Here is a 23,459-nt window from a genome sequence, read left to right as displayed (position 1 = left end):
TTAGTAGTTTAAGTTCGGCCCCAACCAACGCTCAACCGTTTCCACAGATAAATTCTTACGGACCGCGTAATCTTCTATCTGGTCTTTACTTATCTTATTCAAGCCAAAATACCTTGCCTGCGGATGCGCGAAGTAAAAGCCGCTTACTGCTGCTGCCGGTGTCATGGCGAGGCTTTCGGTAAGGTGCATGTGGGCGTTTTCTTCGGCACTTAATATCTCAAACAAGGTGGTTTTCTCGGTATGATCCGGGCAGGCGGGGTAACCCGGTGCCGGGCGGATGCCCTGGTATTCTTCCTTGATCAGTTCATCGGTAGCTAACTGCTCATCTTTGGAATAACCCCAATGTTCTTTACGTACCAGTTCGTGCATTTTTTCGGCGAAGGCCTCGGCAAAGCGGTCGGCGATGGCTTTGGTCATAATGCTGTTGTAATCGTCATGGTCGGCCTCAAATTCGGCAACCAGTTCATCGCAACCAATACCTGTAGTTACGGCAAAGCCTCCAAAGTAATCGGCAACGCCGCTCTCTTTTGGTGCCACAAAATCCGACAGGGCATAATATGGTTCACCTTTCACCTTTTCGTTTTGCTGGCGAAGCGTGTGGATGCGGGTAAGTAAGTGTTGGCGGGTTTCGTCGGTATATAATTCGATATCATCGCCCACGCTATTAGCCGGCCAAAAACCGATAACGCCGCTTGCACGCAATAGCTTATTATCTACAATACGTTTCATTAATGCCTGCGCATCATCAAAAAGTTTCTTGGCTTCGTCGCCTACAAACTTATCGGCAAAAATTTTGGGGTAGCTGCCGCGCAACTCCCATGTATGGAAGAAAGGTGTCCAGTCGATATACGGCACCAATTCTTCTAACGGATAAGCGTCAAAAACTTTAGTGCCTAAAAATGATGGCGCTTGTGCTACCGTTTTCAAATCTATTTGGAACTTTTGTCCGCGGGCTTGTTCGATGCTTACAAAACGCTTGTCGTTTTTCTTGTTGGCATGCGCTTCGCGGGCTTTGGTATATTCGTCTTTAATGTTCTGGATGTAGCCGTCGCGGGTGTCGCGGTTCATCAGGCTGCTGCAAACGGTTACACTGCGTGATGCATCCAGTACGTGGATGGCAGCACCCGAATAATGTGGTGCCACTTTTACCGCCGCATGGATGCGCGACGTGGTAGCCCCACCAATAATTAGCGGGATAGTAAAGCCCTGGCGTTCCATCTCTTTGGCAAAATGCACCATCTCATCAAGCGACGGGGTGATCAAACCACTCAAGCCGATGATATCTACTTCCTGTTTTTTTGCTTCTTCTATAATTCGCTGGGCAGGCACCATCACCCCAAGGTCTATCACCTCGAAGTTGTTACAGGCCAGCACCACACCAACTATGTTCTTGCCAATATCGTGTACATCCCCTTTTACGGTGGCCATTAAAACCTTGCCCGCATTGGCGCGGCTGCCGCTGCTATCTTCACCGGCATCTATTACACGCTGTTTCTCCAGTTCGATAAATGGCAGCAAATAAGCAACGGCCTTTTTCATTACACGGGCCGATTTTACCACCTGCGGCAAAAACATTTTACCCGCGCCAAAAAGGTCGCCAACTACATTCATGCCATCCATTAGGGGGCCTTCGATAACCTCTAAGGGTTTAGCAAATTTTTGGCGGGCTTCTTCCACGTCATCGTCCAGGTACTCAATGATGCCTTTTACAAGGGCGTGCGACAGGCGTTGCTCTACCGGGTTCTTGCGCCACTCTTCATCACGAACTATCTCTTTCCCTTTACTTTTGATGGTATCGGCAAATTCGACCAGGCGTTCGGTGGCATCATCGCGGCGGTTTAATAGCACGTCTTCAACCAGCTCCAACAGGTCTTTAGGGATCTCCTGGTAAACCTCCAGCATCCCGGCGTTTACGATACCCATATCCAACCCGGCCTTTATGGCATGGTAAAGGAATGCCGAGTGCATCGCCTCGCGCACCACATTGTTACCGCGGAACGAGAACGAAATATTACTCACCCCGCCGCTCACTTTAGCGTATGGCAGGTTTTGTTTTATCCAGCGAGTAGCTTCAATAAAATCTACCGCGTAATTATTGTGTTCTTCAAGCCCGGTGGCAACGGTCAATATATTCGGGTCGAAGATGATATCCTGGGGCAGGAAGCCGACTTCTTCAACCAGGATCTTATACGAGCGGCCGCAAATCTCTTTACGGCGTTCTAATGAATCTGCCTGGCCGGTTTCGTCAAAGGCCATTACAACGGCTGCTGCACCATAGCTCAGGATCTTGCGGGCGTAATCTTTAAAGCTATCCTCGCCCTCTTTTAATGAAATAGAGTTTACGATACCCTTCCCCTGTAAACATTTTAAACCTGCCTCGATAACCGTCCATTTAGAGGAATCGATCATGATGGGCAGTTTGGCAATATCGGGTTCGCTGGCAACCAGGTTCAGGAATTTAACCATCACCGCTTCAGAGTCTATCATCCCCTCATCCATGTTAATGTCGATCACCTGCGCGCCACCTTCTACCTGTTGCAGGGCAACAGCAAGAGCAGCCTCGTAATCTTCGGCCAGGATAAGTTTGGAAAATTTTGGCGACCCGGTGATGTTGGTACGTTCACCTATGTTTACAAAGTTTGTTTCGGGGGTAAGGGTTACGGCTTCCAGTCCGCTTAAACGCAAATAGGGCTCAATTTCGGGAAGTAAGCGCGGGGAATATTTAGCAGCCTTATCGGCAATACATTTAATGTGATCGGGCGTGGTGCCGCAACAACCACCCACTATGTTTACCAACCCGGCCTTGATAAAATCATCAACCTGGTGGGCGGTTTCATGCGGGGTTTCATCGTAAGCGCCAAATTCGTTTGGCAAACCGGCGTTAGGGTACGCTGAGATAAACACACCCGCCTTAGCAGAAAGTTCCTCTAAGTGGGGCCTCATTTCTTTTGCACCCAAAGCACAGTTCAACCCTACAGACAGCAAATTGGCATGACTGATAGAATTCCAGAAAGCCTCCACTGTTTGGCCCGAAAGGGTACGGCCTGACGCATCGGTAATGGTACCCGAGATCATGATACCACCCGTATCGCGGAAAGCAAGGTAATCTTTACCCGCTGCTGCACATTCTTTTTTATACCTGTCGATAGCGAACAGCGCCGCTTTAGCATTCAGGGTATCAAATATGGTTTCGACAAGTAACACGTCTGAACCCCCATCTACCAAACCACGCACCTGCTCATAATAAGCTTCGGCAAGGTCGTCAAAAGTAACAGCGCGGTAACCCGGGTCGTTTACATCGGGCGATAGGGATGCAGTACGATTTGTAGGACCAACAGCACCTGCCACAAAACGTGGTTTCAACGGGTCTTTTTTGGTGTACTCGTCCGCTACTTCACGGGCTATGCGGGCACCTTCGTAGCTTAATTCGTAGTCAAGTTCTTCGAGGTGGTAATCGGCAAGCGAGATCTTTTGTGTACTGAAAGTATTGGTTTCGATGATATCAGCACCCGCGTCCAAATACTCGGCATGGATAGCTTTGATCACATCCGGGCGGGTAATATTCAGCAGGTCGTTATTGCCTTTAAGGTCGGAGGCATGATCGTAGAAACGCTCGCCGCGGAAATCCTCCTCGGTAAGTTCGTAACGCTGTATCATGGTGCCCATTGCCCCGTCAATAACCAGTATGCGCTTTTGTAATTCTTTTCTAATATCCATTTGTTGGTATCAAGTAGCGAGTATCAAGTATCAAGTACCGAAATTTCGATACATGAGCATAATAACCAGCACAAGAAAAGTCTTGATACGTGATACTAGTTACCTGATACTAAAAAACTTATTTCGAAAAGTCGGGTGTTAAATTGACTTTCACTTATCTGTCCCCGGTTATTCTTTTAACCGGAGTAGAATGTAGCACCTTGTTAAGTAACAGGTTGCTAAGACATCGCAGGGTCTAATCCCTCCGTCTTTCTCCATAAGCGTTACAAAGATGAATAATAATGTTGTAAAGTGCAAGTTTTAACTCACCCCCTGCCCCCTCTCTGCTACGCAAAGAGGGGAGAGCTATAAAAACATCTTTTTTACCCTCTTTGCGCAGCAGAGAGGGTCGACGAGCGAAGCAAAGTCGGGGTGAGTAAACTCTTAAACCAAAAAGCCGCTTGCTTTATCAGCAAACGGCTTCAATTGTATTAGATATCTAACTATCTCCTGTTACCGCCAAATACGCGAAGCAATGCGAGAAAAAGATTTATAAAATCAAGATAAAGTGTTAAAGCGCCCATAACGGCCATTTTTTTGCCCGAGGCATCGCCATACTCTATACCGGCTCCAATGCGTTTTAGCTTTTGCACGTCATAAGCGGTTAGCCCTACAAACACGGCAACCATAACATAGCTAATGATCAGGTCAAAACCTCCGCTATGAAATATAAGTACATTTAACACCGTTGCCACGACACCGCCTATTAAAAGCATGATAAGGATAGAGCCGAATTTAGTCAAATCCTGGTGGGTGATGTAACCGCCAACCGCCATAACACCAAATACAATTGACGATGTTATAAACGCGCTTGCAATCAATTGCGGCGGATAAGCGTAAAATATAGAACTAAGGCTGATACCCATCAATGCCGAAAATACAACGAACATTAAGCCAACGCCCACAATGCTTAGTTTGGCTAACAACGGCCTAAAAAGAACCACAATGATTAGAGGAGACAACATAACTACTGTTCCCCATATATTGTTAGCACCGGTTTCGGGGTTACGGATAAGGGCCGATAACTCTTTTGTATTGGCAAAGAAATACGCGCAAGCTGCAGATATGGCAAGCGCGGCAAACATCCACACAAACACATTCGCAATAAACCTTCGGGACGCGTCTGGGTTTTCTACATAACTTACATTCTCGTAAACGTAATCTTGGGTTTTAGTTTCCATTTATTTTTTAGAAATTATTTGTACGAATATAGTAAAAACGCTTTAATGCGTATAAAGTTGCGGCTTTTATAAAGCTTACAATCTGATGAAATTTAGTTGAGCCTTTTGGTTAACTGTTCTTCTATCAGCTTAAACACCTGCACGGGCTTTAAGGCGCGCCAGTTAAGCTCGTCAAGTTGGCCGCCAAAGTTGATGTAGTAATCTATATTGGCGCTTTTAAACTCGCTGATCACATGATCGCGAAAGTTTATGCCTGCTATCCAGCCATCTTCCACTTCCTGAAACCATTCCTCATAGTAGCTGTCATCAGAAAAATGGAAGTTAAGCACATTCTCGCCTATCAGGATAAATTGGGTAATGCCCTGGTCAATCATCAGCTCGATGATCTCGCGCTTCATCAGCATAATATCATTATTGATGGCGTCGTTCCACTCGCCAATAAATTCGATGATGCTGTAGCCGCGGTCGTAATCAACATACAATACTTTTAAGTACAGCGTGTTAGACCCAAATGAATCCCATTGCGGATGCAGCAAATAGTTATACACCTGCTTATCAAACTCAAACTCGCTATACTGCGTAGCGTAAAAGGGCGAAAACTCATCCTCTGATGCTACATAGTCATCCCGCCAGCGGTAATATGGTTCTATTTCGTGCATAGTATTGATGTGCAGATATGCAAATGTGCAGGTGTGCAGATGCTGGCACGGCTCATATACATATCTAAATTATTTTTAATCAATCCTTTAATTTATTTTTCTCATTTGCACATATGTATATCCGCACATCTGAAATTACTTTTTAAAAGCCTCAACCGCTTTTCTTACGCTTCCGTATCGTTTTAAAAGGGCGGCGGCTTCTGCTTCCGGCAGACCAGTTTCGGCCATTACCATGTTGGTGCCGCGTTGTATCAGCTTATCATTTGATAACTGCATATCAACCATTTTATTACCTTTTACCCTGCCCAGTTGTATCATTACACTTGTGCTCAGCATATTTAATACCAGTTTTTGCGCGGTACCGGCTTTCATGCGGGTGCTGCCCGTTACAAACTCGGGGCCGGTAACTACTTCTACCGGGTATTGGGCTGTCGCTGCTACCGGGCTGCCCGCATTACAAACAATGCAGCCCGTGGCAATGCCATGCTCGTTAGCGGTTTTTAAGCCGCCAATAACATAAGGCGTAGTGCCAGATGCTGCAATACCTACCACCACATCGCCCTCGTTGATATCAAATTCCTGTAAGTCTTTCCACGCTTGTGTAGTGTTATCCTCAGCAAATTCTACCGCTTTGCGGATGGCTGTATCGCCACCGGCTATGATGCCTACCACCCAATCAAACGGCACACCAAAAGTTGGCGGGCACTCTGATGCATCAACCACGCCCAACCTGCCGCTGGTACCGGCGCCTATGTAAAACAGGCGGCCACCGTTGCGCATGCGGTCGGTAGTGATCTTTGCCAGCGCCTCAATTTGCGGCAAGGCTTTTTCTACCGCCAAAGGCACTGTTTTATCTTCGTTATTGATGTTCTGTAAAAGTTCCATCAGCGGCATGTTTTCCAGGCTGTTGTATTTAGAATCTTTTTCGGTACTTCTTTCCATTTTAGCTATCCCTAACCCTCACCGAAGGAGAGGGAGTTAAATTTATTTTTAACAAAATTGAATAAAAAACATCAAAGCAACGAAGGTGATATAAATTATAAGCAATAGCTGCTATTTATTAGATTTGCAATGGCTATTTACACATGAAAAGAACTGCGGGAATAATTTTCAGGACGATCATCTTAATTTTGATAGGAATAGGTATCGGCATTGTTCTTAAAGACAGCGATAATGTAGGCCTCAAACTCGGCATTGGTTCCGGTCCCGATAAAATTTCCCGGGTACTCTCCCTTGTAAATGAAAAGTATGTGGATTCGGTAAATACCGACAGCATCGAGGGTGTTACCGTTAATGAAATGCTGCAAAACCTCGACCCGCATTCGGTTTATTTGCCCGCGCAACAAGCACGTTCTATCAACGAACGCTTAGAAGGTGGTTTTAACGGCATCGGTTTAGAATACCAATTGCTGCGCGATACCCTTGTAATTACCCAGGTTAATGCCGGTGGCCCCGCCGCCAAAGCAGGTGTTATTGTTGGCGACCGGGTGATAAACGTAGATGGCAAACTTTTCTCGGGCACTAAACTGGATGTACAGCGCATCAGCAAAACTTTTAGGGGCGAAAAGGACACGCAGATAAGCCTGGGCATTAGCCGTGATGGAGCTAAAACCATAAAAGATTTTCCTATAAAACGCGACCGTGTTAGCCTGAGCAGCCTTGATGCCGCCTATAACGTGGGCAACGCGGGCTATGTTAAAATAAGCAAATTTGCATCAACCACCGACGATGATTTTAGGGATGCACTTAAAAAATTAAAGGCCGATGGCATGCAGAAACTGGTACTTGACCTGCGCGGCAATGGCGGTGGTTACCTAAATACCGCTACCAGTATGGCCGATGAATTTTTACCAAAAGGCAAACTGATAGTTTACACCAAAGGCAGCCACGAACCACGTACAGATTATTTTGCAACCGACTCTGGCAGTTACGAAAATGGCGGCCTCACGGTTATTATCGACGAGTACTCCGCATCTGCAAGTGAAATACTGGCGGGTGCATTGCAAGACCTGGATAGGGCAACTATAGTTGGCCGCCGCTCTTTTGGAAAAGGTTTGGTACAGCAACAATTCCCGTTTGGAGATGGTACCGCCATTAACTTAACAGTTGCACGATACTATACCCCATCAGGCAGGTCGATACAAAAATCGTATGCAAACGGGGTGGCAAGCTACCGTGCCGAACTACTTAACCGCATGCGCAAAGGTGAATTTTTGAATGCCGGGAGCAACTTAAGCGATAGCGCGTTCATTGGCGCATCAGCCTACCACACTACCAAAGGCCGCAAGGTGTTTAGCAGGGGTGGGATTATGCCCGATGTTTTTGTACCTGCAGATACCGCGCAAAACACGCAACTGGTAGACCAGCTTGCGCAGAACCAGTTGTTTACAGCTTACATTATAGACAGGCTGCAACCCGTGATGTCGAAGTATTCAACTGCTGACAATTTTATTGAGCAATATAATCTTAGCGATGAGGGGCTGAAGAACTTTATTGGGTATGCATCACTAACCATAAAGTACGTTAAACCTGCCGATCTGCAACAATCTAAAGAAAGTATTAAAACGCTGGTAAAAGCCAACGCGGCCCGTTTTAAATGGGGCAACAATGCTTACTACCGAGTGCTTAATGCTAACGATACTACCTTCAAAAAAGCCTTAGCCAGCAATTAAAAGCTTACACCCGTCCCTGTCGGGAAAAACATGTTGATGCTTACCGGTAGTTTACCCGCGGGTTTCATTAACCCTGTTATTACTTTTACTGCAGAGCGTTGCATAGCATCATCTTTTTGATAACCAACCAAAATCCCCGCGCTTTTTTCGATACCCGGCAAACCTGCAATAGTATATGGGTTTGCAAAAAGGCTCATTACAACGTTTGGTTTAGCGGCCAGTTCAGATATCAACAGCTTTAAGTTATTGCTATAATCGAGTTTACTGGCGGGGCGGGTACGCGTATCGTGGATGCTTACAAAAACCTGCGGGTATTGCTTTAACACTTGCAGCATGCGGTTCATTTCGGGCACTCCCATATTTTTATCTACGTGGAAGATCATGCTATTGGCATACCATTTTGATAGCTCCATCTGAAAAACCGTCGGCTTATCTAACCCAATACTGATTATAGCCGTTTTCCGTAAAGGATCTTGCCTTATGCTGCGACTATCGCCCTTTATTACCGTTACCGACGCATCAGCCAATTGCTGGATCAGTTCGGCAGCAGCAGGGCGGTTTATATCCTGCGGGATGGTAGCCGGCGATACCGGCTTGTAATTATTTAAACCTGCCCAGTATTTGGCAGCAAGTAGTTTCTTGATCTTTGCTTCAAACTCTTCTTTGCTTATCTTCTTTTTTTTGATAGCTTTTAAAATAAGTTTAGCCCCGTTTTTTGAGTTGACAGATAGTTCTAACAGATCGTTTCCCGCCAAAAATGCCCTTACATCAGCCTCACCGTTAGGGAAATTTTTTACAACGCCTTGCATTTCCATCGCATCAGATGCTACGATCCCTTTAAACCGCAAAGAATCTTTAAGCACACCGGTTACTATTGGGCGGGATAAGGTTGACGGCAGATTCTTGGTACTATCCAGCGCGGGAATATTCATGTGGGCAATCATCACACCGCTTATACCAGCCTCTATGGCTTGCTTAAACGGGTATTCTTCTAAAGAATCTAAACGCCCTTTTGTAAATGGCAATTGCGGCAAAGCAAGGTGCGAATCTACATTAGTATCGCCGTGGCCGGGGAAATGCTTGGCGAATACGATAACACCTGCATCCTGCATGCCTGTAAAATAGGCGATGCCTTTTTTAGCTACGTTATATTTATTATCGCCAAACGAGCGGTAATTAATCACCGGGTTGTTGGGGTTATTATTGACATCCATATCTGGCGCAAAATTGATATGCATGCCCAACCGTTTAAAATCATAAGCCACCATCTGCCCCATTTTGTAAATGAGGGTATTATCCTGGATAGCGCCAAGCGTCATCTGGTATGGGTACGATACGGATGAATCCAGGCGCATGCCCAAACCCCACTCGCCATCCATCGCTATCAACAATGGCACTCTCGATTGCTTTTGATAAAGATTGATCAGGTTGGCATGCCTCACCGGCCCTCCCTGGAAAAACACCAGGCCACCTACATGCTCATCGCGGATGATGTTAGCGACAGAATCTTCGTAAGCCTTACCCTTATTGGTATGCGCCCTCACATAAAACAACTGCCCTATGCGCTCCTTACGGCTCAGCTTTTTGTACACCGAATCTACCCAGCGGTTTTGTTCGGTTATGGTGGCGATAAAGCTTTTGTTTTGAGCGGAACCAGCTTGGCTAAGCAGGCTAAATATTAAAACGAGGCAGCAGGTTATGTAATTTTTCTGTTTCATTATTATCCAAATGTAGCTTAAATCTCTATTACGGCTAATTGTTTTACCCGGTAAAGTTATTATATGAGATATACGAATAAACCTTGGCTCAGAATTTCACTCTATAGGTTATAAAAATTAACAATCAGGAAATATTATGGGATGATGCCGATAATATTCGACAACAATTAAAAAAATAGAACCGATGAAAAAATTTCTTCTAATGGCAGTTTGCCTTATTGCCGTTGCCGGATCAGTAAGCGCGCAACGTTATGACAGGCGTTACCCACGACGCGTAGTAAGGCGCCCCGCCCCCGTGCAGGAACGATACAACAGGCGTGGTGGCGATGATTTTTACATGCCGAAGGTTGGTATTGCGGGTGGTGTAAACTTTTCTAACACCATTGATGCTTACAACTCTGATTTTAGCACCAGCACTATTGCAGGCTGGCACGCGGGTTTAACGTTTGAGATACCAATCGCTTACCCGCTATCTTTCGCGCCAGAAATTTTGTTTTCGCAGAAAGGTTATAAAGCCGAAACTATCGACGGTACATTTAAGCAGCGCACCAATTATGTTGATATCCCTTTATTAGCTAAATTCCGTTTGGTGCCGGGCTTTAATTTTGTGATAGGCCCGCAGTTAACGTTCATCACATCAACCCGTAATACTTACGACGATGGCTTTAACACCATCTCAGAATCAGAGTATAACTACCGTGGCGATAAAAGCTACATATCGGGTGTTATTGGTGTGGGTATCAACCTTAACCGCAATGTAGAGTTAAGGGGCCGTTACGCTATCGACCTTGATAAAAATTACTCTAACAGCGGCGCGCCAGATTATCGCAACCAGGTATTCTCATTGGGCTTAGGCTTTAAGTTTAATTAAGTAGAATTTACTATTAACGTAATTTAAGCCATTCGCCCGGTTGGGTGGGTGGCTTTTCTATTTGAACAGGTTTTGTACCCAGCGTTTAAGTTTGCGCTTGGTTTTGTTGTAACGCCTCCACCTGTAATCGAGGTTAAAATCCTGGTTAAGGGTAAAGTAGTCAGCTTTTTTTTGGGATAATACATATAGGGGGTGCGTTATTTCACCCAAGTCTTGCAAAGGCACATTGGCATTAGGGTTATTAGCATCACGGGTATGGGTAGAGTTTTCGCCAAACCCAATATTACTAATAAGATTATAGTTAGGTATTACCGAAAGGCTGTTATTAAAAAAGTTAAGAAAAGCATACTGGTAATCCCAGGTATCTATCTCGCCTGCTTTCACTTTAACAAAGGTTTCAAACCAGGTATCAACGGCAAAGCGGTCATCAAAAATAGTTTCCAGTTTAGCCCGCACATCGGCAACCTGGTAGCGGCCCAGTTCTTTATCATAATCATTCCAAACCCTGCGCCAACCGGCCCAACCCCATACATGGGTCATGTTAGAATAGTAATAACTTGCATCGCCCCATTTTTTGCCATATTGCAAATTAGCACCACCAATGTGCCGTATGCGGGTATCATGGCGATAACGCTCCAGCATTACATCGCAGTATCTGAAAAAATCATTATTTGGCAGGCAGTCGTCTTCTAATATGATACCCTCTTCTTCATGAGCAAAAAACCAATCTATAGCAGATGATACCGCATTTTTGCAACCCAGGTTTGTATCACGAAACAGCGTCTTCACTTCGCAGGGCCAATCTACTTTAGATGCAATTGCACGGGTTTGTTCACATAAAAGATCTTCGCCGGGCCTTTGCTCCCTTGGGCCATCTGCAGCAATATATAACCGGGGTGGCGTTGCTTCGCGAATCTTTGCAAATATCCGCTCTGTAGTATCCGGTCTGTTAAATACAATAAACAATACGGCTGATTGGGTTAGATACACTTGCTTCACGTGGTAAAGGTATCAATATTGAACTTTAGCAACGGAATATTTTATCAGAATTAGTGCCCTGGTAAGCCATTACGCCAAGCCTGTCAATCTCGATATGCTGCTCGTTCACCATCAGGTGGTTTTTAAAATCCCACTCGATAGGTGTTTCGTTGGTTATTGAAAAATCGAGACTATCGATAGTTTCTATCAGTAGCCACTTTTTCATATAATATAAAAAGGTATGGTAGCCATTGCCTACATACACATCATTATCATTCTTAAACATACTGTCAAACTTATTCTGCAACGCCAGCACCTTTTCAAAAAAGTAAGGCTCTTCAATAATATACCTGCCCGATAGTTTGATAATGGCTGTATCGCCGGGCAAATCCGCTTGCATTAAAAAGGCACGTAAATGGTTGGTTTCGTTAAGGCCTTTGTTAGGGTGGTTATTGGTTTCTTTGCTGTAAAAAGTATTGTAATTATCAAGGTAACTTTCCTTAGCTGATACACATTCCAGAATGGTATAGCTGTCAAACAAATGCGCGTATTGTAAACACGCATCTATAGACCGCAGATACTGTTGCTTCCTGTTTTCGTAAGCCTCAGTGATGTTTGCTGTAGTGATAATTACATGGACCATGTAAATGTTTATCCTTCGTTAAAGGTTTGCATATCTATTAGCTTACGATATAGGCCGTTTTTGTTGATCAGGTCCTGGTGATTGCCTTGTTCAATCAACTTGCCGTTTTCCAGTACCACTATCATATCGGCGTTTTGGATAGTACTTAAACGGTGGGCAATGATTAGTGATGTACGGTTCTTCATCAGGTTGTTCAATGCATCCTGCACCAGTTTTTCAGATTCGGTATCAAGGGCTGATGTTGCCTCGTCCAACAGCATTATTGGCGGGTTGTTTAACACCGCACGGGCTATACAGATCCGCTGGCGTTGCCCGCCCGATAGCTTTGTACCGCGGTCGCCCACGTTGGTATCGTACCCGTTCTCGGTCTCTAAAATAAAGTTGTGTGCATTTGCAATACGTGCGGCGTTCTCTACATCGGCCGGGCTGGCTCCGGGTTTACCAAAAGCGATGTTATTATAGATGGTATCGTTAAATAAAACCGACTCCTGGTTTACCACGCCCATTAAACCGCGCAGCGAATCGGCAGTTAGGCTTTTAATGTCGTGCCCGTCAACAGTGATGCGTCCACTTTGCGGGTCCATAAAACGAGGGATAAGGTCCATCATGGTAGATTTACCACCACCCGACGGGCCAACCAATGCTATGGTTTTACCTTTAGGCACAACAAGGTCTACATTTGACAATACCGCCTTTTCCTGATAAGCAAATGATACATCCTCGAAGCGGATAGCATTGTTAAAATCTTTTATAGTTGATGCATCAGGGGAATCAAAAATGGCAGGTTTTTCGTCTATCAGGCTTAGCACACGTTCGCCGGCGGCTATCCCCTGGTGGATGTTACTGAACGAATCTGAGATGGCTTTTGCCGGCCTCAAGATCTGCGAGAACAGTACAATAAAGGCAATAAACTCGGCAGGCTTTAACGTCGTTGTTTTATTTAAAACCAAGCTACCACCGTATAAAACGATCCCGGCAACCATGGTAATCCCCAAAAACTCCGATACCGGTGACGCCAGTTGTTGCCTGCGCGCCATAGATTTGGTAATGTCCGAGTACTTCTTATTTTCGCTATCAAACCTGTTTTTTATGAAACCCGTTGCATTAAACGCTTTAATGATCCTGATGCCCGAAAGTGCTTCGTCCAAATAGCTTATCATGTTACCATAAGTTTGCTGCGAGGCAACGGCCTGTTGTTTTAACCTCTTTACGATCCGTGCTATAATAAATGCCGAAAAGGGGATGATCAAAAATGAATACAGCGTTAAACTTGGTGAGATCAGGAAAAGCATCACCAGGAAAGTAACCAACGTTAGCGGCTCTTTGAAAACAACTTGTAGCGTACCGGTTACCGAATATTGTACCACCTGCACATCTGATGCTATTTTAGAGATGATATCCCCCTTGCGCTCGTTGCTAAAAAACCCGAGGTGCAGGTTCATTACATTATTAAATACGGTACGGCGAAGGTTTAAAAGAGTATATACCCTTAAATTTTCCATAATACGCTGCGACAGGTAACGGAAAAAGTTCCCCAGCAAAGCCGATATCACGATAGTACCACAAACAAATTTTAACGCCCCGCCGGTACCATAATTATTAATAGCATAGCGCACGTAATAATTAAAGGTTGCCATGATATCTATAAACGCAGGCTTCGGCCCTAATGGTAAAAAATTATGCGCCTGGTTATTAGCAAAAAGCGTAGTTAACAACGGCGCCACTAAAGCCAGGTTTAACGTGCTAAATATTACAGCAAACAGGGTGGTAAGAATATAGGGAATTGCAAACTTTTGAATAGGTTTTGCAAATGATAATAAACGGAAATACGTTTTCATTTAAACAATGTAAGTTTGCAAAGTTAACGTAAATAATCAAATGCTGTTGTTTGGCAAAAGGGGCAGCGTGGCCTGCCACACATTATCAACGCTTACCGCAGCAATACAAGGGAACGGCTGCAAAGCCCCTGTTTCGAAAATGCACAACCAATTGCAATAGTAACAGGGCAACTTTTCGTAAACGCAAACAGGCTTACCCGCAGCATCGGCAGGGTAAGGTACAAACCGGCCAAAGTGCCCGCCGCCTAATATACAAACAGATGGTGTTTGCGCGGCAACCGCCATGTGTATAACACCCGTATCATTCGCTATTAATAAAGCCGAGTTGCTTATTAACCGGATAGTTTGGGATAGGGATGTTGTATTGATATGGTTTGTTACGCTGCCAGGTGCATTGTGTTGCATTAAGTATTCACCAATTTCTACTTCGCTTGGGCCACCCAATAAATAAACCTGTTGTGTGGTATTGTTAATAATAAGCTGTATCAGCTCTAAAAGCTTTTCTTTTTCCCATCCGCGTTTAAATACCCCTGCACCTGGCTGCACAGCAATCCCGCTTTTAACACCACTGGTAGTTATTGATGGTGCCGATAATGAAATAGACTGTGTTAATACTGTTTCGAAAAAGAAACGGGTACGGTGAAACTCGTGGTAAACACCCGGCGGTAATTGGAGTTTGAGGCTATAAAATTTATCGGTTTTGTTTTTGTACCGCGCTTCGATGCCTTCGTTATCGCTTTGGAAGCCTATGGTTTGTTTTGCCGCGGCAAGGCCTGCAAAACCGTCGTTAATAAAATTGCGGGTATAAGTTGGTTGCAACACCACCTCATAATTATTAAGAAACAAGCGCCAGCCAAGTTTAAATAATGCTAACGGCGCGTAGTAAAAGCTATCGGGTTTTACAAAATAGGTGTCGTTTAAGAGGTGCTTGTCAAAATTTAAACAAACGTCTTCCCATAAAATATTGCCAAGCAGGTCTATCTGATGATCCCAATATTTTGTCGATTTTTTTGTTACCTCAATAAAGTTTCTGAAAAGGATGTAGTCGCCTATCGCGTCAGTTTTTATAAGCAGTAAACGTTTGGCCGGCTTTCTGAACCGGGCAAAAAAACGTAGCAACTTGGGCAGTTTTAGCAGTATTACTCGAGATAGCCTGAATAAATTCCGGTTTTGCTTTTCCATTATTAAATAAGAGCGTATTGGTATCTATTTATTTGAGAAAATGCCGTCAAGAATACTAAAAACTGCTTGCCTGCTAAAATTGTTATCAAATGTGTAAAAAGCAAGCTCACTATGTTGTAGATAAAACTTTGTATTATTTAATAAGCTAATAATTCCGTCACAAAAAGCCTGCTTGTCATCCGTCACAATACAGCCATTGTCAGTTTTATTAGGTAGGCCATCAACACCCCGTGTATTGCATACCACGGGTAAACCATACGCTAATGCCTCCACAACTTTTACTTTTATACCTGTACCCGAAAACATAGGGCAAATAGCCACTTTTGCGTCAGTATAATAAGGGGCCAAATCTATCACAAATGGCAATTGAGTAATATGCTTATCTAAATCCAAATAGTTATTAATTTTGCCTATTACACATATACTAACGGTTTTAGGAAGTAATGGATAAACATTATCAAAAAACCATTTTGCAGCCAGTTGATTGTGCACATTATCGCTCGCTACATATATAATGTCGTATTTTTGGTTCCGGGAATTTGTCGACGTTGCCTTTGGCAAGTTTAACATAACAGGTAATAGTTTAACCGGCGGCTTACAAAATTGACTAAAAATAAATTGTTCGTCAGATGAAATAGCCCATATTTCATCAAATAAGTTAAGCCTGTTTATTTCATCTTCAAAGGTTGTACCTAAATTAAATCTCTTTTTATCTTTAAACTGGGCGGTTATAAAATCGTGCGTATCAACAATACAATGGGCATTGCCTGTTAATCTTTTATTACTGATCAAATCGGCACACTGTACGTAGCTAATGATGATATGGTCGTAGCGTTTGTTCTTTAAAAGCTGTTGAAACGCACGTTTCAGCGCGATGGTTAAAAACGTAGGGATACTTGAATTGATACGGAAGGTAAACAGGTAGTAAAATAAATCCCAAAGTTTATATTTAAAAAAATAAAATAATGCATTTTGGGTTACGGGTTTACGGGGCAACAAAAAAACATTATCAGCCAGCTTATTATTTTTAATAAATGTTAGCGCCTCATCCTCATTATAAAAATTCCGCTTTTCTGCCTTTAATGTGGCAAAATCAACACCTATACCCCTGGCTTTAAAAAAACTGAGTAACTCTATTGCCCGGGTTTTATTACCTGCATTTAATTGCCCTAAGTTATCCGGGAAAAAATATAATACTCTCTTCATTTACATCTGCTACTCAAAAGTGGGTGTGCCGCGCACATGTACCAAAATAAGTACCTTTGCGTTAAATCAACAAACGCCAAATATACTATAGGCCAGCTCAATTTGTTTATGTCTACCCAAAAAAATGCGTCAGATCCGTTCGCTAAGGTTTCAGTTATTATAGTAACGTTTAACGCCGCCGAAACTTTGCAGGCCTGCTTAAACAGCATTCAGAATCAAACCTACACCGCGTTAGAAATTGTAATAGTGGATGGCTTAAGCACCGACGGCACCGTTAACATCCTTAAAAAGAATACCGAAAAAATCGCGTTTTGGATAAGTGAAAAAGATAACGGCATTTACGACGCGATGAATAAAGCCCTTGATTACACTACTGGGGACTGGGTTTATTTTTTGGGTGCTGATGATATACTATTTGATGATTTTAGCTTAATGTGTAAAGAGCTGAAAAATGACAACATCATTTACTACGGCCGCGTGATGACACTTGGCGGACCAACCATCCCTGTAAATGCCTACGGGTTTGCAAAATATGGCCTTTGCCACCAGGCGATGATTTATCCGCGCAAGGTATTCAACAACAGGCGCTTTAACACACGTTATAAAATATCTGCTGATTACGCTTTAAATATGTCTTTATTTAACAGCGGTGAATTTTCATTTGTATTTAAAGATTTGTTGGTGGCTAACTTTAATCAAACCGGAGTTTCAAGCACCCACACTGATAATATTTTCGAACATGACAGAGGCTTTCTTGTACGTAAATATTTCGGGCTAAAAATATGGTTGCGTTTTTTGATCTGGAAAGTGAAGAGAGATCGTAAAGCGAAATTAAAGAATTAGCTCTCTAAACAATTTACATACAGATCCAAATATTGCTGCGAGGCTGCCTGCCAGGAAAATTTAGAGGCATGTTCTATAATAGCTTCTGCCCTGTTGTTATTTATATAGTCTTCCATTCCTGTTTTAAATACTTTTCTCATGTGCACAGGCTCAAACGAATCAAAATAATAAGCAACGTTACCGCCAACCTCTGGCAATGAGGTAAACTTTGACAAGAAAACAGGTTTACCGAAATGCATAGCCTCGATGATAGGCAACCCAAAACCTTCAGCAATAGATGGAAATGCAAAAGCTTCGCAGTTTTTAAAATACCATGCTTTATCGGCATCGCTTATCGGCCCTGTTATAGTTAGTCTGTCCAGGCAGTTATGCTTTATTGCTTCCTCTATAATTACTGCCTTATGTGGGGTTTCGTTCCCGGCAATCACCAATTCATAAGCATTGTCTCGTAATAATGCGGGCAGCAGATGAAACCCTTTTTGTGCAGATAGCAAACCAATTGTAAAAATAAAAGGTTTCTGAGGTAAATACGCCGGTAGATGATTATTCTGGACAACTAATTGATCTGCGCCGTTATAAATAACACTTAACTTTTCTTCAGCTTCGGGTACAAACTTAATAATGTCATTAGCTACAAATTTTGATATGGCTACCACTTTATCACAATAACTTATATAACGACGCAACTTCTTGATCCGCTTGTTTTTGTTCCGTTCAGATTTAAAAGATAAATGGATGTTATTAATATCATGGACGGTCATGACCTTTTTTGCATTAACCATCCAGGGGCGTAATCTGCAATTCTGATCCGTAAAATGCACCAACTCGAATGACGTACGAGAGGGGAAAAACACCTTGTGAAATAAAGACCTGAAAACGATAGGCACCTTACGTTCAAAAAAATAATTTGTGGACGCGAACATATAATAGCTTAAGCTAAACCGATCTTTATTCTCTGCGATTAAAGCATTACCCAAACCTTTGCCAAAGTAATAATATCCCGAATTGGGATGTTTCATAGAATCAAAAGTTACCAGGATAGATCTTTTGGACATTTAGTATGCTTATCTTTTAACGATTTTATAATTCCTGTATTCGCTAATTCGCCAGCCGGTAAAGTCTTCTACCTTTTGCAGAACCTTGCGGCGGAAACTCATTTTCTTATCCAACTCATTTAAATCAATAGCCAAACTCCAGTTAGTAGCGGCCAGTCGCTTTTGCATAACTGCCGGGTGGGTGCCGTTAAAAAGCACTAACCTATCGGGATTTTTTTGGCTATAATCAAACGTAAACGTTTCGGGCAGGTTTTTCGCCATCCAGACATCATCATGATAAAACCGATTAAAATTACGCAGTTTATTTCCCAATCCTGTTGGTGGTTTTACCCACCCATAATGATAAATATAGACATCAATCAGCTTTACTTGTATTTTTTTTCCATCTAATCTAAACCCTTGTGCATCGCGGTAGGAACGGATAGCTTTATTATTACGCACAATCCTAATTTCTCGTCTATACCACCTGCGCGAATGCCCGTAATAATCATATGAACCATAAAAGTGAAGATACTTTAATAGTAGTCCCTCGACTTTAGCATCAGTAAGGTTATTCTGCATTTCTTGTCTTATTAAAGGCAAGTATTGTTCATGCACCACTTCGTCTCCTTGTATGTAAAAGGCCCAATCGCTATCATGAGAAATAGCATTGAATGCTTTATCGGTTTCATCCGCAAAAACCTTACCCCCGTCGCGCACGCTGGTATCCCATATAGTATAAATGATTTTAATTTTGGGCGATTTTATATCTTTTATCAGCTTTTCAGTATCGTCGTCACTATCGCCAAGCGCCACAATAAATTCATCGCAAATGGGTAGTATAGATGTAATAGCCTCCACAATCGGATAGTCATTTTTTACTGCATTACGTATAAAAGTGAACCCCGAAACCTTCATTCAATATAGATATATGTTCGCTACAAATATAATTATCTAAGCTTGCCCATTTATATTATTATGGCTTGATTAAATATCGTGTATTTTTGTTTCTTTGACACATGCCTGCATCCACACCACATATAACCCCCACCTGCACCGATTTTAGATCGGTAGCGCGGGCGTTGACTATTGTGGAGAACAGCCTTGCCGGCAGCGCCCAGCTTTTAAAGAGCCTTACCTTTAATATACATACACCTATTATAGGTATTACCGGCCCGCCGGGCGCCGGAAAAAGCACGTTGGTTAATGCCATTATTAATAACCTGGTGCAGCAAGGTAAAAAGGTGGCAGTTTTAGCTATCGACCCAACATCGCCATTTAATTTTGGTTCGCTGCTTGGCGACCGCATCCGCATGGCATCGCATTTTAACCATCCGGATGTATTTATCCGCTCGCTGGCTACGCGAGGTTCACTTGGTGGCTTATCTGCCAAAACCATCGAGATGACGGATGTGCTGCGCGCATCAGGCTTCGATCATATCATAGTAGAAACCGTTGGCGTAGGGCAATCAGAAGTGGAGGTTGCCGGCCTTGCAGACCTAACCTTTGTGATGCTGGTACCTGAGGCCGGCGACGAGATTCAGAACATTAAATCGGGGCTGATGGAAATTGCTGATGCCTTTATCATCAACAAAGCTGATAGGGATGGCGCCGATCTCTTCATCAACAACCTTAAAAAGATATTGCAACAAAGCAAGGATGGTAAGCTGCCCATTTTTAAAACCGTGGCATCCAAAAACGACGGGATAGATGCCATTACTGATTTTATACTATCAAACCATAAAACAAAAAACAGCCGCCGCCAACTGCTGCTTACCCAAAAGGTCTACAATATTATCCAACAAAATAAAATGGTTGGGATTAATAAACAAAAGCTACAGCAAGACATTGCCGAAGCCGCAAAAGAGGGCGATTTTAATCTATATCGGTTCGCAGAAGAATACTCAAAATAACAATCAGGACATTTAGACCTCAACAAGAAAGCCCTTTAATATATTAAAGGGCTTTCTTGTTGAGTTGACTCTTATTCTTACCGTCTTAATACTCTTTATGAGTTCATCAACTCTTCAATCTCTTCTGCTTCAATAGGGATATGTGCCATCAGGTCGCGGTTACCATCCTTGGTGATCAGGATGTTGTTTTCTAAACGGATGCCTAAACCTTCCTCGGGGATGTAGATACCCGGCTCGCAGGTTAGGATATTACCAACCTCGAATGGTTTGTAACGACTGGCAAAATCGTGTACATCTAAACCCAGGTGATGCGATGTGCCGTGCATAAAGTATTTTTTGTACAAAGGCGCTTTAGTGTCTTGTTTATCCGCATCGTTTTTTGAAAGTAAGCCAAGGCCTATAAGTTCGCCTGTCATTATTTTGCCCACCTCTTCGTGGTACTCGTTCCAAACCGTACCGGCAACGATCATTTTACTTGCAGCACGGAAAACGCGAAGCACAGCATCATACACCTGCCGCTGGCGTTTAGTAAAGCGGCCGTTCACCGGGATAGAACGGCTCATATCCGCATTGTAGTTGGCATACTCTGCAGCCCAGTCAAATAATATCACATCACCATCATTACAAACCTGGTTGTTATCTATATAATGTAGCACAATAGCGTTTTTACCAGATGCTATAATTGGGTTGTAAGCATGGCCTGTTGCGCGCTGTTTTAAAAATTCGTGGGTTATCTCGGCCTCTATTTCATACTCGGCCACACCGGGTTGTACAAATTTTAGTACGCGGATAAAAGCGTCTTTGGTAATATCACATGCTTTTTGGGTGAGAGCGACCTCAATTTCCGACTTTACAACACGCAGATCACGCAGTATAACTGCCGATCTTTCGTAGTGGTGCAAGGGGTACTTTTGTCGCAGGGTTTCCAACATTCGAAGATCGCGGTAAGGTACAGTGTGCGCATACCTATCGTTCTCATTAGTATTGATATATATATTATCTGCGTAGTTTATGATACTATGCAACACAGTATCATATTCTTGCAGCCAATATATGTTTTGGATTCCCGATGTTTTGCGCGCTTCCTCCTTAGTGTACTTGTGTCCTTCCCAAACTGCAATATGTTCGCTGGTTTGTCTTAAAAAAAGTACTTCTCTGTATTGCTGATTAGGACAATCAGGGTATAAAACCAATATACTTTGCTCCTGGTCTATCCCCGTAAGGTAATAAAAATCGGGATTTTGCTTAAAAATGAAGTTTTGGTCGCCATTTCTGGGATATTCGTCATTGGAGTGAAAAATGGCAATAGAATTGGATTTAATTCGCGAAACGAAATTTTTTCTATTATTTGTAAATAACTGTTCGTTAACAGGTAGATATTTCATGAACAATAAAATATTAAATTAAAAAAAAACAAACATTACTACAGTTTGTAGTAGATATTGTGAATTTTGGAATAAAAATTGGTATTTGTTTCAAACATAATTACTAATTTTGAAAAAAATCACAAATAAATCGTTTAATCTTAAAACTATGAATTACTCTACATTAAAGAAATCAGTAGCATTGTCATTTGCTTCTCTGCTGGTTGCTGGTATGGTAAGTGCACAAACAGACAGCACTAAAACTATGACCACAACTATGGCAGACACAACAATGTCATCAACCATGTCTACCGCTAAGGTATTTGGCGGCAGAGGTCAGTACAAAACCTGGAGCATTGGTTTGAACGCCGGTGTTACTTCTCCAGCTCTTGCGATCGGCGGAAGAATGAATAACTTCTCAAACAAAGCGCTTGAGTTAGGTTACGGTATCTCGGTAAGGGATCAATTGGGTCACAACTTCGGCTTACAATTAGATGTACGCGGTGGTAAAGTATCTGGCGACAATGGCGAATCTGTTGGTAATTACACAACTAAATTTTATCAAGCTACTTTAAGTGGTGTTGTTAACGTTGCAACTATCGACTTTATCCGTCGTAAAAACTCTGTTAACTTCTTCTTAAATGCAGGTGCTGGTTTAGCTATGTACAACCCAACCGGTAACTACCCTGTAACTGGTACTCCGTTTGATTATAAAAACGGTGCAACTGGTGGTAACGTTGGTACAGACAAATACGTTAAAGAATTGGTTATCCCGGTTGGTGCTGGTGTTAAATTCCGTTTAAGCGATGTTGTTGCTTTAAACTTGGGTTACACAATTAACTTTATCGATGGTGGTAACTTTGATGGTGTTACTAACGGTGTAAACACAAAAGATCGTTACTCTTACGGTTACGGTGGTTTAGAATTCACTTTAGGTTCAAAATCAAAACCGAGCTTAGAATGGGTTAACCCGGTAGCTATGATGTACGACGAATTGTACGATGCTGCTTTACGTCAGGAAGTTGAAGCTCTTAAAGGCCGTGTAACTAACGTTGAAAACGCAGTTACTGATCTTAAGAAAGATTCTGATGGTGACGGTGTATCTGATCAATTTGACAAATGCCCTAACACTCCTGCTGGTAGCGTTGTTGACGGTTCTGGTTGCGTTATCGTATTCCCTAAATCTGTTGATTCGGTTGCTACTACCGGTACTGCTTACTCAAACATCCAGTTTGAATTTGATAGCTCGGTATTAAGAACTTCTTCTTACCCAGTATTAGATGCTACTTCAGCTGACTTACGTTCATCTGGTAAAACTGTTGAGATCGATGGTTACGCTTCATCTGAAGGTACTGCTGCTCACAACATATCATTATCACGTGACCGTGCTAACTCTGTAAAAACTTACTTAGTTAACTCTGGTGTTGCTGCATCAAAATTAAAAGTTAAAGGTTACGGTGAAACTAACCCGATTGCTGATAACTCAACTGAAGAAGGACGTGTTGCTAACCGTCGTGTTGCCTTCAAACAAAGATAATATCTAAATAAAATATTATTTAAGAAGCCCTCCGAATAACTCGGAGGGCTTTCTTTTTTTTATT

At 42.8% G+C, this 23,459-nt stretch carries 18 protein-coding genes and 1 riboswitch; of the genes, 5 read left to right on the top strand and 13 right to left on the bottom strand.

Annotation, left to right across the window (positions count from 1 at the left end; genetic code table 11):
- The 4 genes from metH to murQ form a co-directional block, all read right to left on the bottom strand.
- Complete coding sequence (metH, locus tag ACVW0P_RS09555; protein ID WP_457131878.1) at nt 1-3,717, bottom strand: methionine synthase; 3,717 nt, start codon at nt 3,715-3,717, stop codon at nt 1-3.
- 151 nt (nt 3,718-3,868) lie between these two features.
- A riboswitch (SAM riboswitch) is annotated at nt 3,869-3,980 on the bottom strand.
- Nucleotides 3,981-4,199: 219 nt separating this feature from the next.
- The gene (locus tag ACVW0P_RS09550) at nt 4,200-4,937 is read right to left on the bottom strand and encodes a Bax inhibitor-1/YccA family protein (RefSeq protein WP_457131877.1); all 738 of its coding nucleotides are present in this window, start codon (nt 4,935-4,937) and stop codon (nt 4,200-4,202) included.
- Nucleotides 4,938-5,029: 92 nt separating this feature from the next.
- A complete protein-coding gene (locus tag ACVW0P_RS09545) occupies nt 5,030-5,596 on the bottom strand; it encodes a hypothetical protein (RefSeq protein ID WP_457131876.1) in 567 nt (188 codons plus the stop codon).
- Nucleotides 5,597-5,731: 135 nt separating this feature from the next.
- A complete protein-coding gene (murQ, locus tag ACVW0P_RS09540) occupies nt 5,732-6,538 on the bottom strand; it encodes an N-acetylmuramic acid 6-phosphate etherase (protein WP_457131875.1) in 807 nt (268 codons plus the stop codon).
- Nucleotides 6,539-6,681: 143 nt separating this feature from the next.
- Here murQ and ACVW0P_RS09535 point away from each other — a divergent pair, with 143 nt between their 5' ends.
- Entirely contained in the window at nt 6,682-8,268 is a 1,587-nt protein-coding gene (locus tag ACVW0P_RS09535) for a S41 family peptidase (RefSeq protein ID WP_457131874.1), read from the top strand.
- Here the strand turns inward: ACVW0P_RS09535 and ACVW0P_RS09530 are convergent.
- Entirely contained in the window at nt 8,265-9,986 is a 1,722-nt protein-coding gene (locus ACVW0P_RS09530; RefSeq protein ID WP_457131873.1) for a glycoside hydrolase family 3 N-terminal domain-containing protein, read from the bottom strand. The two genes, ACVW0P_RS09535 and ACVW0P_RS09530, sit on opposite strands and share 4 nt — an antisense overlap.
- 184 nt (nt 9,987-10,170) lie before the next feature.
- Between ACVW0P_RS09530 and ACVW0P_RS09525 the strand changes: the two genes are divergently transcribed.
- Nucleotides 10,171-10,857, top strand: a complete 687-nt coding sequence (locus ACVW0P_RS09525) for a porin family protein (RefSeq protein ID WP_457131872.1) — start codon at nt 10,171-10,173, stop codon at nt 10,855-10,857.
- 57 nt (nt 10,858-10,914) lie between these two features.
- Here the strand turns inward: ACVW0P_RS09525 and ACVW0P_RS09520 are convergent, their stop codons facing one another.
- Genes ACVW0P_RS09520 through ACVW0P_RS09500 form a run of 5 tightly spaced genes read right to left on the bottom strand, consistent with a single transcriptional unit; the run spans nt 10,915 to nt 16,704 of the window.
- Entirely contained in the window at nt 10,915-11,856 is a 942-nt protein-coding gene (locus ACVW0P_RS09520) for a nucleotide-diphospho-sugar transferase (RefSeq protein ID WP_457131871.1), read from the bottom strand.
- Between the two features lie 25 nt (nt 11,857-11,881).
- Nucleotides 11,882-12,478 carry a hypothetical protein gene (locus ACVW0P_RS09515; protein WP_457131870.1) on the bottom strand — a complete coding sequence of 199 codons (597 nt, stop codon included), beginning with the start codon at nt 12,476-12,478 and terminating at the stop codon, nt 11,882-11,884.
- 8 nt (nt 12,479-12,486) lie between these two features.
- A complete protein-coding gene (locus ACVW0P_RS09510) occupies nt 12,487-14,316 on the bottom strand; it encodes an ABC transporter ATP-binding protein (protein WP_457131869.1) in 1,830 nt (609 codons plus the stop codon).
- Between the two features lie 36 nt (nt 14,317-14,352).
- Complete coding sequence (locus ACVW0P_RS09505; RefSeq protein WP_457131868.1) at nt 14,353-15,498, bottom strand: glycosyltransferase family 9 protein; 1,146 nt, start codon at nt 15,496-15,498, stop codon at nt 14,353-14,355.
- 24 nt (nt 15,499-15,522) lie between these two features.
- Nucleotides 15,523-16,704 (bottom strand): glycosyltransferase, encoded by a 1,182-nt coding sequence (locus tag ACVW0P_RS09500; RefSeq protein WP_457131867.1) that lies wholly within the window; start codon nt 16,702-16,704, stop codon nt 15,523-15,525.
- Between the two features lie 108 nt (nt 16,705-16,812).
- On the opposite strand from ACVW0P_RS09500, the gene ACVW0P_RS09495 reads away from it, so the two are divergent.
- The gene (locus ACVW0P_RS09495) at nt 16,813-17,547 is read left to right on the top strand and encodes a glycosyltransferase family 2 protein (RefSeq protein ID WP_457131866.1); all 735 of its coding nucleotides are present in this window, start codon (nt 16,813-16,815) and stop codon (nt 17,545-17,547) included.
- On the opposite strand, the gene ACVW0P_RS09490 is transcribed toward ACVW0P_RS09495, so the two are convergent.
- Together ACVW0P_RS09490 and ACVW0P_RS09485 are read right to left on the bottom strand one after the other, a co-directional pair.
- Nucleotides 17,544-18,602 carry a glycosyltransferase family 4 protein gene (locus ACVW0P_RS09490; RefSeq protein WP_457131865.1) on the bottom strand — a complete coding sequence of 353 codons (1,059 nt, stop codon included), beginning with the start codon at nt 18,600-18,602 and terminating at the stop codon, nt 17,544-17,546. The two genes, ACVW0P_RS09495 and ACVW0P_RS09490, sit on opposite strands and share 4 nt — an antisense overlap.
- A gap of 9 nt (nt 18,603-18,611) precedes the next feature.
- A complete protein-coding gene (locus ACVW0P_RS09485; protein ID WP_457131864.1) occupies nt 18,612-19,499 on the bottom strand; it encodes a glycosyltransferase family 2 protein in 888 nt (295 codons plus the stop codon).
- 101 nt (nt 19,500-19,600) lie between these two features.
- Here ACVW0P_RS09485 and meaB point away from each other — a divergent pair, with 101 nt between their 5' ends.
- The gene (gene meaB / locus ACVW0P_RS09480; protein ID WP_457131863.1) at nt 19,601-20,494 is read left to right on the top strand and encodes a methylmalonyl Co-A mutase-associated GTPase MeaB; all 894 of its coding nucleotides are present in this window, start codon (nt 19,601-19,603) and stop codon (nt 20,492-20,494) included.
- Between the two features lie 95 nt (nt 20,495-20,589).
- Here the strand turns inward: meaB and ACVW0P_RS09475 are convergent, their stop codons facing one another.
- Nucleotides 20,590-21,879: an aminopeptidase P family protein gene (locus ACVW0P_RS09475; RefSeq protein WP_457131862.1), complete on the bottom strand. Its 1,290-nt coding sequence runs from the start codon at nt 21,877-21,879 to the stop codon at nt 20,590-20,592.
- Nucleotides 21,880-22,027: 148 nt separating this feature from the next.
- Here ACVW0P_RS09475 and ACVW0P_RS09470 point away from each other — a divergent pair, with 148 nt between their 5' ends.
- Entirely contained in the window at nt 22,028-23,395 is a 1,368-nt protein-coding gene (locus tag ACVW0P_RS09470) for an OmpA family protein (protein WP_457131861.1), read from the top strand.
- Nucleotides 23,396-23,459: the final 64 nt, after the last annotated feature.

Source organism: Mucilaginibacter sp. UYNi724 (assembly GCF_054057495.1).
Note: the sequence above shows the minus strand (reverse complement) of the source record. Positions and strands in the feature narration are given on the sequence as shown.

What these genes read in the sequence shown, in the direction of transcription:
- metH (WP_457131878.1), bottom strand. Translation starts at nt 3,717, where the DNA reads ATGGATATTAGAAAAGAATTACAAAAGCGCATACTGGTTATTGACGGG.
- ACVW0P_RS09550 (WP_457131877.1), bottom strand. Translation starts at nt 4,937, where the DNA reads ATGGAAACTAAAACCCAAGATTACGTTTACGAGAATGTAAGTTATGTA.
- ACVW0P_RS09545 (WP_457131876.1), bottom strand. Translation starts at nt 5,596, where the DNA reads ATGCACGAAATAGAACCATATTACCGCTGGCGGGATGACTATGTAGCA.
- murQ (WP_457131875.1), bottom strand. Translation starts at nt 6,538, where the DNA reads ATGGAAAGAAGTACCGAAAAAGATTCTAAATACAACAGCCTGGAAAAC.
- ACVW0P_RS09535 (WP_457131874.1), top strand. Translation starts at nt 6,682, where the DNA reads ATGAAAAGAACTGCGGGAATAATTTTCAGGACGATCATCTTAATTTTG.
- ACVW0P_RS09530 (WP_457131873.1), bottom strand. Translation starts at nt 9,986, where the DNA reads ATGAAACAGAAAAATTACATAACCTGCTGCCTCGTTTTAATATTTAGC.
- ACVW0P_RS09525 (WP_457131872.1), top strand. Translation starts at nt 10,171, where the DNA reads ATGAAAAAATTTCTTCTAATGGCAGTTTGCCTTATTGCCGTTGCCGGA.
- ACVW0P_RS09515 (WP_457131870.1), bottom strand. Translation starts at nt 12,478, where the DNA reads ATGGTCCATGTAATTATCACTACAGCAAACATCACTGAGGCTTACGAA.
- ACVW0P_RS09510 (WP_457131869.1), bottom strand. Translation starts at nt 14,316, where the DNA reads ATGAAAACGTATTTCCGTTTATTATCATTTGCAAAACCTATTCAAAAG.
- ACVW0P_RS09505 (WP_457131868.1), bottom strand. Translation starts at nt 15,498, where the DNA reads ATGGAAAAGCAAAACCGGAATTTATTCAGGCTATCTCGAGTAATACTG.
- ACVW0P_RS09500 (WP_457131867.1), bottom strand. Translation starts at nt 16,704, where the DNA reads ATGAAGAGAGTATTATATTTTTTCCCGGATAACTTAGGGCAATTAAAT.
- ACVW0P_RS09495 (WP_457131866.1), top strand. Translation starts at nt 16,813, where the DNA reads ATGTCTACCCAAAAAAATGCGTCAGATCCGTTCGCTAAGGTTTCAGTT.
- ACVW0P_RS09490 (WP_457131865.1), bottom strand. Translation starts at nt 18,602, where the DNA reads ATGTCCAAAAGATCTATCCTGGTAACTTTTGATTCTATGAAACATCCC.
- ACVW0P_RS09485 (WP_457131864.1), bottom strand. Translation starts at nt 19,499, where the DNA reads ATGAAGGTTTCGGGGTTCACTTTTATACGTAATGCAGTAAAAAATGAC.
- meaB (WP_457131863.1), top strand. Translation starts at nt 19,601, where the DNA reads ATGCCTGCATCCACACCACATATAACCCCCACCTGCACCGATTTTAGA.
- ACVW0P_RS09475 (WP_457131862.1), bottom strand. Translation starts at nt 21,879, where the DNA reads ATGAAATATCTACCTGTTAACGAACAGTTATTTACAAATAATAGAAAA.
- ACVW0P_RS09470 (WP_457131861.1), top strand. Translation starts at nt 22,028, where the DNA reads ATGAATTACTCTACATTAAAGAAATCAGTAGCATTGTCATTTGCTTCT.